At 63.0% G+C, this 13,278-nt stretch carries 9 protein-coding genes; 6 read left to right on the top strand and 3 right to left on the bottom strand.

Annotated elements, in window-relative coordinates; genetic code table 11:
- Nucleotides 1–3 precede the first annotated feature (3 nt).
- The 5 genes from BJI69_RS18320 (at nucleotide 4) to BJI69_RS18300 (ending at nucleotide 5,535) form a co-directional block, all read left to right on the top strand.
- On the top strand, nucleotides 4–2,250 hold the full coding sequence (locus BJI69_RS18320) for a GH92 family glycosyl hydrolase (RefSeq protein WP_046967671.1): 2,247 nt from the start codon (nucleotides 4–6) through the stop codon (nucleotides 2,248–2,250).
- Nucleotides 2,251–2,268: 18 nt separating this feature from the next.
- A complete protein-coding gene (locus BJI69_RS18315) occupies nucleotides 2,269–3,405 on the top strand; it encodes a phosphatidylinositol-specific phospholipase C1-like protein (protein WP_125903112.1) in 1,137 nt (378 codons plus the stop codon).
- 141 nt (nucleotides 3,406–3,546) lie between these two features.
- Nucleotides 3,547–4,329 (top strand): tetratricopeptide repeat protein, encoded by a 783-nt coding sequence (locus BJI69_RS18310; RefSeq protein ID WP_046967672.1) that lies wholly within the window; start codon nucleotides 3,547–3,549, stop codon nucleotides 4,327–4,329.
- Between the two features lie 6 nt (nucleotides 4,330–4,335).
- Nucleotides 4,336–5,016 carry an SGNH/GDSL hydrolase family protein gene (locus BJI69_RS18305; protein WP_046967673.1) on the top strand — a complete coding sequence of 227 codons (681 nt, stop codon included), beginning with the start codon at nucleotides 4,336–4,338 and terminating at the stop codon, nucleotides 5,014–5,016.
- Between the two features lie 15 nt (nucleotides 5,017–5,031).
- Complete coding sequence (locus BJI69_RS18300) at nucleotides 5,032–5,535, top strand: hypothetical protein (protein WP_046967674.1); 504 nt, start codon at nucleotides 5,032–5,034, stop codon at nucleotides 5,533–5,535.
- Nucleotides 5,536–5,581: 46 nt separating this feature from the next.
- On the opposite strand, the gene BJI69_RS18295 is transcribed toward BJI69_RS18300, so the two are convergent.
- Both BJI69_RS18295 and BJI69_RS18290 read right to left on the bottom strand, forming a co-directional pair.
- Entirely contained in the window at nucleotides 5,582–6,223 is a 642-nt protein-coding gene (locus BJI69_RS18295) for a carboxymuconolactone decarboxylase family protein (RefSeq protein ID WP_046967675.1), read from the bottom strand.
- 114 nt (nucleotides 6,224–6,337) lie between these two features.
- Nucleotides 6,338–7,717 carry a SulP family inorganic anion transporter gene (locus BJI69_RS18290; RefSeq protein ID WP_078023314.1) on the bottom strand — a complete coding sequence of 460 codons (1,380 nt, stop codon included), beginning with the start codon at nucleotides 7,715–7,717 and terminating at the stop codon, nucleotides 6,338–6,340.
- 422 nt (nucleotides 7,718–8,139) lie between these two features.
- On the opposite strand from BJI69_RS18290, the gene BJI69_RS18285 reads away from it, so the two are divergent.
- Complete coding sequence (locus tag BJI69_RS18285; RefSeq protein ID WP_046967676.1) at nucleotides 8,140–11,937, top strand: autotransporter outer membrane beta-barrel domain-containing protein; 3,798 nt, start codon at nucleotides 8,140–8,142, stop codon at nucleotides 11,935–11,937.
- 25 nt (nucleotides 11,938–11,962) lie between these two features.
- Here the strand turns inward: BJI69_RS18285 and BJI69_RS18280 are convergent, their stop codons facing one another.
- A complete protein-coding gene (locus BJI69_RS18280) occupies nucleotides 11,963–13,183 on the bottom strand; it encodes a PQQ-dependent sugar dehydrogenase (protein ID WP_046967677.1) in 1,221 nt (406 codons plus the stop codon).
- Nucleotides 13,184–13,278 lie beyond the last annotated feature (95 nt).

Here is a 13,278-nt window from a genome sequence, read left to right as displayed (position 1 = left end):
TCGATGCATACCCTTTATTCCCTGGCGCGGCGCACCCTCGCGGTCGCCGTTGCTTCCCTCGTCCTGGCGACTCCCGCCGCCCTAGCCACCGACCACGCCGCCGACGTCGATCCATTCATCGGCTCGGACTGGTTCGGCGAGGTCTTCGTCGGTGCCACCATGCCCTTCGGTATGGTGAAGGTCGGCCCCGACGTACGCGATTACGGCTATCGGAAAGGCTTCCAGAGCACAGGCGACATTCGCGGGTTCTCGCATCTCCACCTGAGTGGAGGCTCCGGCAAGTACGAGAACGCCCGCGTCATCGCGACCACCGGCGATCTCGAGCCGGGCACCTTCCATTCGCCACGCGCCAACGAAGTGGCCAGTCCGGGTTACTACGCCGTGGACCTCACGCGCTATCAGGTGAAGGCGGAACTCACCGCCACCCGGCGCATGGGCATGCACCGTTATACCTTCGCCAAGGATGGCGATGGCCATGTGACGCTGGACCTCGATCTGCTCTACAAAGACACCGGCGAAGAATCCCAGCAGTTTCTCGGTGGCGACCTGCGCGTGGTCTCACCGACTGAGATCGTCGGCGTGGGGCACTATGCCGGCGGCTGGAACGAAGGCGGTCCCTATGACGTCTTCGTGGACATGATCGTCGATACGCCGGCGGCATCGACGCGTACATGGCTCGACAAGGCCGTGAGTAACGCCGCGTCGGTGCACGCCACCAGCGCGATGCCGCTCGGCGCATCGTTCGATTACCAGGTGAAGGCAGGGCAGGCGATCCAGGCCAAGGTCGGCATCTCCTTCGTGAGCGAAGCACAGGCCCATCGCAATGCCACGGAAGAGTCGCACGGCTGGAACTTCGACGACGTACACCAGGCGGCCGTTGCCGCATGGAACAAGGCACTTGGCCGTATCGAGATCGCCGGTGCGGACGAAACCCACCGCCGTACCTTCTACACGGCGCTGTATCACACGATGATGATGCCCTCCGATCACACGGGTGAGAATCCGAAGTGGACGTCGGCCGAACCGTATTACGACGATTTCCAGGCGATATGGGACACGTTCCGCAGTCAGGGGCCGCTATTGACCCTGATCGCACCGGACGTGCAACGCGATATCGTGCGATCGCTGGTGGACACCTACCGCCACGCCGGTTACATGCCCGATGCCCGTGTCGGCAACGACAACGGTCGCACCCAGGGTGGCAGTAATGCCAACGTACTGGTGGCCGATGCGTACGTGAAGGGGCTTACTGGCATCGACTACGCCACCGCGTTCAAGGCGATGGTGAAGGACGCCACGGTGGCACCGGCCGACGCACGCAAGGAGGGACGCGGCGGACTGGAGACGTATAACCGTCTGGGCTACGTGGCCCAGCCGACCGAGCGTGCAGGCTCACGTACGGTCGAATACGCCTACGACGACTTTACCATCGCCGAAGTGGCCTGCGGCCTGGGTTACCAGGACGAGGCGAAGCTGTACCGCGCGCATGCCGGCAACTGGGCGAACCTGTGGGACACGACGAGCGAACAGGAGGGCGTCACCGGCTTTCTCCGCCCACGCAACGAAGACGGTAGCTGGGCGCCGCAATACCTGGTCCGTCGCGGCACCTGGCCGGATTTCTACTACGAAGGCGACCTGTGGACCTATTCGCTTTATGCACCACAGGACGTGCGTAAGCTGATCGCGATGTCGGGCGGTAACGAGGCCTTCGTGAAGCGACTGGATACGGTCTTCGACAACCTGCATTTCGATGTCACCAACGAGCCAGGCTTCCTGATTCCGGACCTTTACCTCTGGGCAGGCCGTCCCGACCTGGCCGCCGATCGCATCACGACCTTCCTGCATCGGGCGTTCGGCGCGGATCGCGCCGGCATTCCGGGCAACGACGATTCCGGCGCGATGTCCAGCTGGTACGCCTTCCAGTCGATGGGTTTCTATCCGAATCCCGGCCAGGACGTCTACCTGATCGGCACGCCGTCGTTCCGCGAATCGACGATCGATCTGGGTGCCGGCAAGACCTTTACCGTGCGCGCGGAGAACTTCACGCCGGATGGGAAGAACCGCTATGTACAGTCGGCGACATTGAACGGCATGCCGCTGGACGCCGCGTGGTTCCGCCATAGCCAGATCGCCAGGGGCGGCACGCTGGATCTGGTGATGGGGCCGTCGCCGTCCCGCTGGGCGACGAACTCGCCGCCGCCGTCGATGTCCGACGCCGACTTCTCCCTTTGCCCGCGCCATAGCCGCTGATCGACTCCGAGGATATCCATGCTTGCTCTTCGTACGTATGTGCTGCCGATTGCCGCAGCCGTCTCCCTGGTCGCCTCCGCCTCGCTGTTCGCTGCGACGAGCGACATCCGTATCAACCAGATCCAGGTCATCGGCACGCATAACAGCTATCACGCCGGTTTCGCCCCCAGCGCCCGCCGGGTGATGCAGAAAGAAGCGCCCAAGGAGTTCTTCGCCATCGATTACAGCCATCCGTCCTTGACCCGCCAGCTCGACGACGGCGTGCGCCAGGTCGAACTGGATGTGTTCTCGGACGCCAAGGGCGGCCTGTACCTCGATCCCGCGATCGATCACATGATCGCCCTCAACGGTCTCCCGGCTGATCCGCCGACGGCGGCGCCGGGTACCTGGGAAAAGCCGGGCTTCAAGGTCATGCACATCCAGGGTGTCGACCAGCGCAGCACCTGCCAGCCGTTCACCGCATGCCTGGCCGAACTGCGCGCCTGGTCGAAGGCCCATCCGGGACATACGCCGTTGTTCGTGCTGATCGAGACCAAGCAGGAACCATTGAAGGCGAAGATCCCCACGGCAACGCCGGAGCTGTTCACGCCCGCCGTGTTCGACGCCCTTGACGCAGAGATCGCCTCGGTCTTCCCGCGTAACGAGATGGTCGTCCCCGACGATGTACGCGGCAGGCACGCCAGCCTGGACGAAGCCGTGCGTGAGGGCGGCTGGCCGACGATGGACAAGGCAAGCGGAAAGGTCGTCTTTTTGCTCGATCAACGCAAGATGGAAAGCGTCTACAGCGACGGCCATCCGTCGTTACGCGGCCGCCTGATCTTCACCAATGCGACGCCCGGGGCGGACGATGCCGCGTTTACCGAGTGCAACGAATGCTCGGCCGACGAGATCAATGCGCTGGTGCGCCGTGGTTATATCGTGCGTGCGCGCACCGACGATCCGGCCCAGGGGCAGGGGCTGAAGAACGACGGCTCGCGCCGCGATGTGGTGTTGAGCAGCGGCGCGCAGCTCATCAGCACCGACTACCCAGCCGGAGAGCCGTCGGAGCATGGGTACTCGGTGGGCTTTCCGGGTGGCGTGACGGTGCGGTGCAATCCTGTGCTGACGAAGAAGGGGCAGTGCATGGATGCCGCTCTAGGTGCCGTCCGGAAGTGATTCACGATCGATCCGTGTGACACGACGGCGTCTCGAAGCCACGGGGCGTCGTCGCTTCTAACTCGGCATCCTCTAGCAGGAGGATTCCAGCCAGGGTCCCGCTGTGGCAAGCTTCGTCCACCACAGGACAGGAGCGCCACGATGGTCATGGTCAAGGAATGGCGGCATGCGGTAACCGTATGCCTGGTGTTTGCGATGGGAACGGTTGCGGTGCAGCCGATTGACGCGACAGACGTGGCAGAGGCGACGCACAAGCTCACCGTCGCCAGTGATACGCCGCCATCGCAGGCCGATGTGAAGGAAGTGGCCGACGCCGTCCTCGATATCCGTGCAGGGAAAATCCAGCGGGCCATCGATGGTCCCCTGACCGATGTCGTCAACCGTTACGAGAAGCAGTACGGCAACAGCTCCGATGTTGTGTTCTCGGCACGCGGACCCGTCCAGGGATTGCTGTATCTGGCGACGACCGCGTCCAACCATGCATTCAAAGGCAGCGGCAATGCCGTTGACGTCGGACCCGCCTGGTCCATGGCCTATTGGGCGCGTGGCTACGGCTATAGCGAGATGAATCGCTATCCGGAAGCGGAAGCTGAGCTGAAGAAAGCACTGGCCCTGTCGCCGCGTGATGCCCAGTATGCATCGGAACTCGCTTACGTGTATCAGATGCAAAAGCGCTTCAGTGAGTCGCTGGCACTCTTTGAAGGCGTCAACGCCATGCTCGATACCATGGACGGATGGACAGATGCAGCCAAGACCGAGTACCGCTGCAAGGCGCTTCGCGGGCAGGGCTATGATCTCGTTGAACTCAAGCGCTACGACGAAGCCCAGGCAGCCTACAGCGCGTGCGTCGCGTTGATCCCGGGTGAACCGAAGTCCCTCGCCGAGCTCGAGTACATCAAGAGCGTGCGGGCCAAGGGAGGCTGAGAAGGCATGATCCGTCGTCATGACATGTTGTGGGTAGCGATCGGTCTGTCTGCGCTTTTGTGCGTATCGGCCTGCGTCCAGGCGCAGTCGGCGTCCCGACCCGAAGTGACCGAATGGACCTGGGAGGTCCGACCCGACCAGGTCGATCAGAAGCTGCCAAACGTTCTGCTGGTCGGTGATTCGATCACTCGCAACTACTTCCCGGAAGTACAGCAAGAGCTCAAGGGCAGGGCAAATGTGTACCTATTCGCTGCGTCGACCAGTCTTGGCGATCCACGCCTGGATCGGCAGTTGAAAGACTTCGCTGCCTTGGAGGGCGTGACCTTCAACGTCGTTCATTTCAATAACGGGATGCATGGCTGGGCTTATAGCGAGAAGGAGTACGCGGCGTCGTTCCCGGGTTATGTCGCGACGCTGCGACAGATTGCCGTTGGCGCGCATCTCATTTGGGCATCGACGACTCCCGTGAAGAAGGCCAGTACACCTGGCCCCTCAAACGAGCGCATCGAGGCAAGGAATGCCGAGGCGTTGCAAGTCATGACCCATGAGTCCATTGCCGTGGATGACCAGTACGGGCTGATGGTGCGCCATCCGGGTTTCTACATGGATGACGTTCACTTCAAGCCGGAGGGTTCGAGCCTGCAGGGTAAGCAGGTCGTGGGCGCCATCGAAAAGTACCTGAAGTGATCCCGGACCGGATTCATGCCTAAGACCAAGAAGTGGCTGATCGCAGCCATTGCCATCACGTACGTGGTGGCTGCGCTCCTTTCAATCCTGATCGACGACGGCTCTCTATCCGAGAGCACGCGCGCCTCTATCCTGAATGTCGTTGACCTGTTTGGTGTATCTGGGCGACTTTCATCCGAGTCGAGTTTCCCGCACATCGCGCAAGTCTACTTCTCGTTCTGCATACTTCTTTACCCGATGTTTTTTGTGTTCTTCATGCTTGCATTCTGGGCACCGACGCTGCCGAGCTACGCGGAGCGAATCCGCGGGATGGCCCGAATCCAGTTTTTTCTCGGCGGGTTATTCCTGAGCGGCATCGGAGTACTCCTGCCTGCCGCCATTCGCGGACAAGATTCTCGCTTGTTCCCGATTGGCAGCTCAACGTGGGGCTTGATCGGTTTCGGCTGGATGCCGTATGCAGGCGGTGCGTTGGCACTGGCACTCGGGCTGTCCGCACTATTTCGCTCGCTCAGGACGTGAAACAGTCACTCTGCCTATTCGGCGGCACGTGTCCCGTTGCTTCGCATCAGGTCCTGGTCGCTTCGATGGCCGTCAGAAGCCGCTCGCTCGCGTCAGAGTAGCCCTGGTCCTCGAGCACGGTCGGCAGTTGCTCCAACTGCGCCTGCGTCATCCCTATGTTCCGGCTGATCCGTACATGCGCCAGCAACTGGGCCTCGAGTCCCTTCGGCGAGGCGAGCGCGCCGATCGTCGCGATTTCCCTGCTGATCCAGTCCAGGTTGTCCCGGGAAAAGATATCGCCGAACACGTGTGCCTTGACGTATCGATCGGCGGCCGGTGCGAAGTCGAATACGGCGCCTTTCGCAGGCGCGCCGATCAGTTTGGTCTGATTCGCCGTGCCTACGCGGAGTGCGTCGTAATCGGAAGGCGGCGGACCTGGCGCGTCGCCCTCGGCATCATCGTGGCCCGCGGCTTTGCGGGTCTCCAGCACCTTGATCAGTTCGCCCAGCGCATTGAGGCTACGGGGGAATCCGGCATATGCATAGAGTTGCACCAACACTTCACGGCAGGTGCTGATGGTCAGTCCATGGGAAAGACCGTTGTCCAGCGCGCTACGGAGAGCGTCGAGATCGCTGATCGCCGTGGACGCGCTGATGGCGACGATGGCTCGCTGATCTTTCGTGAGAGGGCTTTCGATGGCTTCGTTCATTTGAGTTTCCTGGATGCATCATCCGGAAAGGACCGGATGATCACCCGGACACTGTAACCGCGGCCGTCATGCCGAAGACACGATGCCGACGATTGCTCTCATGAAGCTTTTTCATCAATGCGCCTCGGCGCCGCCGACGCGAGTGAGCAAGGCCTCGCACGCATCATTCAAGTGCGTGACCTGCAATTGCTTGCCTTGTTGCGCATAACGGCGCCGCAGCGCTTCGATCGCCTCGACGGCCGAATGATCGTCCAGGTGCGCCCCGGAGCAGTCCAGCTCGACATGAGCCGGATCGGCATCTACGTCGAACATCGCCTGCAGTCGCGCCGTGGCTGCGAAGTACAGCGTGCCCTGCAGACGATAGCGGCGACCGCCGTTGGGAAGATCCTCACGATTCACGCTGAGGTGATCGGCGTGCTTCCAGGAAAAGGCGATGGCGGAAATCAGAACACCACACAGAACGGCAGTAGCAAGATTGGCGAAGACGGTGATGACCGTGACGGCGACAATGGTCAAGGCATCGGTCAGTGGCAGCCGGCGCAGCAACGGCACGCTTCCCCAGGCAAAGGTCTTCTGCGCCACTACGAGCATGACGCCGAGCAGTGCGGCCAATGGAATACGCTCGATCAACGGCGAAAGGAACAGCACGAAACACATCACCAGCACGCCGGCCGTGATGCCGGACAGGCGTGTGCGCCCGCCTGAGGTGAGGTTGATCATGGTCTGGCCGATCATGGCGCAGCCACCCATGCCACCGAATAGCCCTGACACGACGTTAGCAGCGCCCAGCGCCATGCACTCGCGATTGGGCTGGCCTTCGGTGGCGGTGATTTCATCGACCAGGTTGAGCGTAAGCAGGGTTTCCAGCAGGCCGACCATGGCCATCACCAGCGCATACGGAAACACGATTTTCAGCGTATCCAGCGTCCACGGCACCTGCGGCCAGTGCAGGAAGGGCAGGCCGCCCTTGATGGAAGCGATATCGCCGACGGCGCGGGTGTGCACGCCGAACAGCTGCACGATCAGGCTGACGATGACGATCGATGCCAACGCCGAGGGCACGACGCGGGTAAGCCGGGGCAGCACGTAGACCACCAGCATCGCTACGAGTGCCAGGCCGAGCATCAGATAGAGCGCGTTGCCGGCGAGCCAACCGCCGCCCGGCGCGTGCAGATGTTCCAGCTGCGAACTGGCGATCACGATCGCCAGACCATTCACGAAGCCCAGCATCACCGGATGCGGAATCATCGGCACCAGCTTTCCCAGCCGTAGCACGCCGAAGAGGAACTGGATCAGGCCACTGAGCAGCACGGTGAGCAGGAAATACTCGGCGCCGTGCTGTACCACCAGGGCCACGATCACTACCGCCATCGAGCCGGCCGCGCCGGAAATCATGCCTGGACGGCCGCCAAAGGCAGCCGTCAGCGCCGCGATGATCGCTGCGCCGTAGAGACCCATCAGGGGGTTGAGATGCGCGACCAGGGCGAAAGCCATGGCTTCAGGGACCAGCGCGAAGGCGGTAGTCAGCCCGCCAGGAGGTTCTGGCGGACGGAGAGGGTGGAAGGGGACATGGGATTTTCCTGTGCCGCGTGCGCACACAGGCACAGACGAATGTGAGGGCTACTACCTTGCCATGTTGCGTCGCGGCACGCAATGCGAGGATCGGGCTGATGGAGAAGCTGGCCGAATATCTGCCGGTAAAAGTACGTCTTTTGCCTTGCGTGTTTATTCGGTGTCTGCGCGCGTGCACGGGTTGTCTAATGCGTACATCGATCGCGTAAGGAGATGTCGTCCTGGGCCGGCAGACACGTTGCCACTTATGGGTCGCCATTCTGGTGCTGGGCCACCTCGCGAATGTCGCACGCGGGCAAACCTGTGCTCCTGGTCCCGTCTCGGTTAACGGCACGGCGTGCACGGTGACATCGGGATCGACCGTCACACTGGTTACCCCGACGCAAAATGCCCTCTATGCCTTGAATGCGGGTGGCCGCATCACCGCTGACAACGTCATGGTGCAGCTTGGCGCCGTGCTCAACGCGAGAGGCCTTCGCGCCGAGGCCGGCGGGGCGATCAGTTTCAATGGAGGCTCGCTCACGACGACAGGCACAGGTGCCAACGCAGCGGGCCAGGTTGGCCTTTACGCCTTAGGCACAGGAAGCGAAATCACCGGAACCAGTGCATCCATCCTCGTGGGCCCTGCCACGGGCAACTCGGCAGGCAATATCGGCGTCCTGGCCGATGGCGGTCGCGTGGCGTTGCAGTCGACGACGGTGACGACACGCGGCGCCGGCGCCGTGGGCGGCAACATGGGATTGAATGCCATCAACGGCGGCGTCATCACGTTCGCGGGTGGCAGCATTACAACCACCTCGACCAATTCGTCCGGCGTTCTTGCACAAGCCGGCGGACAGGTGACCTTGAGCGGCGGTACGTTGGTCCAGGCATCAGGCCAGACCGTACTCAATGCGCCGCTGGGCAGTCACGGTCTGCAATCCACAGGGCAGGGTAGTTTGATCAAAGGCTCGGGTGTCCAGATCACGACCTCGGGTCTGCGGAGCGACGGTGCACTGGCCGAAGGCGGTGGCAACATCGAACTGACCAGCAGCGTGGTCTTTGCGAATGGGGCAGGTGCGACGGATACGAACCCTGCCGCAGGCCTGTTGGTGAGAAGCGGCAGCACGCTGACTTTCGACGGTCCGGGCGGCACGGTGACGACCAATGCCTCGCGCAACAACGGCCTCGATGCACGCGGGACCGGTGCGGTGGCTCATCTGTCCGATGCGACGATGACGGTCAGCGGGACACGATCGCGCGGCATCGCAGTGTTCGACGGCGCCGTGGTCGACGTCGCCCGCGGCAATGTGCTTGCGGACCAGCTCTCGGCGATGGCGGTCGAAGTGGGCGGGAGTGGCTCCAGCCTCACCCTGTTGGATACGACGATCTCAGCGACGAACGCCACGGCTTACGGGCTTCGCACACTGGCAGGCGCAACAGCAAACCTGACGAACGGTTCGATCTCGACGCAGGGGGTGAATGCCTCTGGCATCGTGGTCGGCACGTCGACGGTCATGGCGTCGGGCGTTGCCGTACTGACCACGGGCAATGAGAACGCCATGGGCGTCCTCGCGGATCTCGGTGGAACGATCACGCTGACGGGAGGCTCGGTGACGACCACGGGAAACGCCGGCACGGGTTCGCGCGTAGGGAGTTATCCGCACGCACTGACGGCGCGAAATCCCGGCGGCAGCCTGACCAGCAACGGTACGACGATCCTGACGACGGGTAACGGGGGCATGGGAGGCGTTTCCGACGATGGTGGCAGCATGTTCCTCACCGGCAATCACATCGAGACGCGCGGCGACAATGCGCTCGGCCTCTATGCCACGGTCGAGCAGGCCGGGAGCCAGTTCGTCGCCGCGATGACCGGCACGCAACTCACCATCGAGACCTCGGGTGTGCGGGCTTACGGCGCCCAGGCGCAACAGCATTTTCTCGACGCGCCGGCCACCGTGACGCTGTCTGGTACGTCGATGACGACGCATGGCGACGATGCGGTCGGCCTCCGGGCGCTTTCCGCAGGTACCGTTGTCGCCGATCACACGACCGTAGCCACCGAGGGACTGGCTGCGCACGGCGCGCTGGCCCGTAGCCATCCCAGTTCGGTCACGCTCACCGACACCGTCCTCGCTCCCGTGGGGATGCAATCCCATGGTGCGGTCGCGGAGCTCGGTGGACGCATTGCCGGGACCAGGGCGACCGTAAGGCCAACGGGCTCTCTATCGTCGGCCTTGTTCGCCGTGGGCGACGCGACAGGCCTCTCCACGGCAACGTTCACCGACAGCACGCTGACCAATGTCAGCGGTGCGACGATCGGCATCGCCGGGCCCGCCGATGTCTCCCTCACCGGTACGAGCGTATCGGGGAGCGGATTGTGGCTGCATGTCGGCACGATCGCGGACTTCCCGTTGCTGAGTTCGAGTGCGTCCGAGCCACCACTGACCATGCCGTCGTTCGATCTGGATGATCCCGGTGCGCCATTACCCCCGGTGTCCTTTCCGAACGTAGGGGCGCCTGTCGCTACACCCGGTCTGGCTAACGTGCAGGCAAGCGGCGCCACGCTGACGGGAGCGGCGCTGACGGAAGCCGGTAGCGTTTCCAATGTCACGCTGCGCGATAACACGCTATGGAATCTCACGGGCGATTCGAACCTCACGAACCTGGTGAACGATCCGAGTCGGATCATTTTCTCCGCCCCCGTCAATGGCGTATTCAAGACGCTCACGGTCGTCAATTACGTGGGCGAGGGGCAAAGCCTTCTCGGGCTGAACACGGTCGTCGCAGGCGACGGCGCACCTTCGGACAAACTCGTGATCGATGGCGGCTCGGCCACGGGACAGTCCCGACTGGCGATCACCAATGTCGGCGGTGCAGGCGCGCTGACGCGGGCCAACGGCATCCTCGTGGTCGATGCCGTCAACGCCGGAACGACGGCGCCTGCCGCGTTCACTCTCGCAGGGACGGTCGCCGCAGGCCCGTATACGTATTCCCTCGTGCGGGGCAGCCACGACGGGAGCAACGGCGAGGCGTGGTATCTGCGTTCGACCGTCGATTGCCCTGGCGGGCCTTCACCTCCGTGTCCAGCACCTCCTGGACCGACGCCACCGACGCCTCCGGGGCCGCCGTCACCCGTCCCGCCCGCACCGGCGCCGACACCTGTCCCGAATTACCGTGCCGAAGTCTCGCTTTACACGGCGCTGCCTGCCTTAGCGCTGCGCTATGGCTGGGCCACGCTGGGTAATCTTCACGAACGTGTGGGCGAAGAAGAGCAGCTGCGCGATCGGGGCGATCTCCGTAAGGACGATACGTTCAATGGTTCCTGGGTACGCGTGATCGGCGAGTCCGGTGATGTCGACGGTGACCGGCGCGGCATTTACGGCGGCGGTCCCCATTACGACTACGACATTCGCGCGATCCAGCTCGGCCTTGACGTCTACGCGGAAGAGCACGACAAGACCCAGCGCGATCACGCCGGGCTCTATATGGGATACGGACGCATTACCAGCGACGTGACGCACTACGACGACACCAAGGCCGGTCGCGACGAAGTAAAGGGTCCCTCGCTAGGCCTCTACTGGACGCACTACTGGGATGAAGGCGAGTACCTCGATGCGGTCTGGCAAGGCAGCTGGATGAAGGCGACCTCCCGTTCCCTCGACTCGTTCGATCTCGAACATCGTGGCTTCGGCTGGGCAGCGTCCCTGGAAGGCGGCTACCCGTTCCATAAGGACACACAGGTTTTCGAACCGCAGGCACAGGTCATCTATCAGGCGATCAACGATGGCGAAAGCCGGGACGGCGCAGCGACGATCCGTTACCGCGACGCGAATTCACTGGCCGCCCGCCTTGGCTTTCGTTGGGCCAATACCTGGACCCTCGAGCCGACGGCGGAGGGCATACGTCGCTTGTTCACCGGATGGCTTCGCCTGAATCTCTGGCGCGAGTTCAAGGGAAGGCCGGTGACTGAATTCTCCTCGGCCGACGGCTACGTGCCATTCAAGGCAAACATGCACGGATCCTGGTGGCAGCTCAACGGCGGTACGACCTGGCAACTCAACGCCGGGACATCGATCTACGCCAACCTCGGGTATCAGCGTGGTTTCGGTCGTAGCTTCGATGCCTGGGACGGGAAGTTGGGCCTTCGCTGGAACTGGTGATGGCCCAAGCTCCCCGTCGTCCTGCTTACTTCGGCGTCAGACGGTACAACCCACCGGGCTGCGCATCTTCCAGCACCCACAGCGAGCCATCCGGCGCCTCTTCGATATCGCGGATGCGTTTGCCGAGGCTCCAGCGCTGGACGTCGGTAGCGCCGCCCTTGCCGTCGAAAGTCACCCGAATGATGCCCATGGTGACGAGTCCGCTGATCAAGGCGCTGCCATTCCACTGCGGGAACATGCTGCCCTTGTAGAACATGAGATTGCCCGGCGCGATCACCGGCACCCAATAGATCACGGGCTTGACGAGATCGGGCCGCGTATCGGGGGAGGCGATGGGGACGCCGTTGTAGTTCATGCCATACGAAACCAGGGGCCAGCCGTAGTTCTTGCCGCGCTGGATCAGGTTCAGCTCGTCGCCGCCTTTCGGGCCGTGCTCGAGCTCCCACAGGCGACCGTCAGGACCGAAAGCGAGGCCATACGGCGTGCGGTGGCCGACGCTCCAGGTTTCGCTCGGCGTGAGGTTGGGACCGGGGAACGTATAGGTGCTGACCACCGGGGCCGTCTTGGCCGCCTCCGTATCGGTCGCTGGGTCGATCAGCGGAATGGTGGGCGTACCGACCTTGCCTGCCCAGGGATTGCCCGGTGCAGGTTTGCCATCGAGCGTCAGGTGAAGGATCTTGCCCACCGGCTGATTGGGATCCTGCGCAGGCGTGAAGCGCTGGCGATCGCCCACGCTCAGGAAGAGGGACTTGCCGTCCGGCGCAAATGCGATCTGGGCGCCGGCCTGGCCGCCCTTGCCCGTGGGCATCTGGCGCCACAGCACCTGGAAGTTATCCAGTCGCGCCTGATTGCCATCGAGCACGAGTTGACCTCGCCCCATGGCCAGGCCACCGCCGTAGTCACCGGGCGCGACATAGGTGAGGTACACGTTGTGGTCTTTGGCGTAATGGGGCGAGAGGAAGACGCCCAACATGCCGTTCTGACCTTCGAAATAGCTGGCCGGCACGCCCTTGATCTCGGTCTTGGCGCCTTGCGGGCTCACCAGCTGAAGGCGGCCGACTTTCTCGGTCACCAGCATGCGGCCATCGGGCAGGAAGGCGATGCGCCAGGGCAGATCGAGGCTGGCGACCTTGGTGACGTTGAAGGGGAGGTCGGGATCGGGCTTCTGATCGCCTGCATTGGTCTGCGCATGAGCGGCGCTTGCCAGCAGCGCTGCGACCCATAACCCGTGTGCCAGCTTCGCCATGTGCCTGTTTCCTTGCGTCCGAGTGACCCGGACGATAGTAGTGTCCTGGTCGCCGTTTGGGTGTGACGGTTTCTTTAAGGCGTATCGCCTTGCGG

The organism is Luteibacter rhizovicinus DSM 16549, from assembly GCF_001887595.1.
GTDB lineage: Bacteria > Pseudomonadota > Gammaproteobacteria > Xanthomonadales > Rhodanobacteraceae > Luteibacter > Luteibacter rhizovicinus.
Note: the sequence above shows the minus strand (reverse complement) of the source record. Positions and strands in the feature narration are given on the sequence as shown.

Coding starts and splice junctions, on each gene's coding strand:
- BJI69_RS18320 (WP_046967671.1), top strand. CDS start 4: ATGCATACCCTTTATTCCCTGGCGCGGCGCACCCTCGCGGTCGCCGTT.
- BJI69_RS18315 (WP_125903112.1), top strand. CDS start 2,269: ATGCTTGCTCTTCGTACGTATGTGCTGCCGATTGCCGCAGCCGTCTCC.
- BJI69_RS18310 (WP_046967672.1), top strand. CDS start 3,547: ATGGTCATGGTCAAGGAATGGCGGCATGCGGTAACCGTATGCCTGGTG.
- BJI69_RS18305 (WP_046967673.1), top strand. CDS start 4,336: ATGATCCGTCGTCATGACATGTTGTGGGTAGCGATCGGTCTGTCTGCG.
- BJI69_RS18300 (WP_046967674.1), top strand. CDS start 5,032: ATGCCTAAGACCAAGAAGTGGCTGATCGCAGCCATTGCCATCACGTAC.
- BJI69_RS18295 (WP_046967675.1), bottom strand. CDS start 6,223: ATGAACGAAGCCATCGAAAGCCCTCTCACGAAAGATCAGCGAGCCATC.
- BJI69_RS18290 (WP_078023314.1), bottom strand. CDS start 7,717: ATGGCTTTCGCCCTGGTCGCGCATCTCAACCCCCTGATGGGTCTCTAC.
- BJI69_RS18280 (WP_046967677.1), bottom strand. CDS start 13,183: ATGGCGAAGCTGGCACACGGGTTATGGGTCGCAGCGCTGCTGGCAAGC.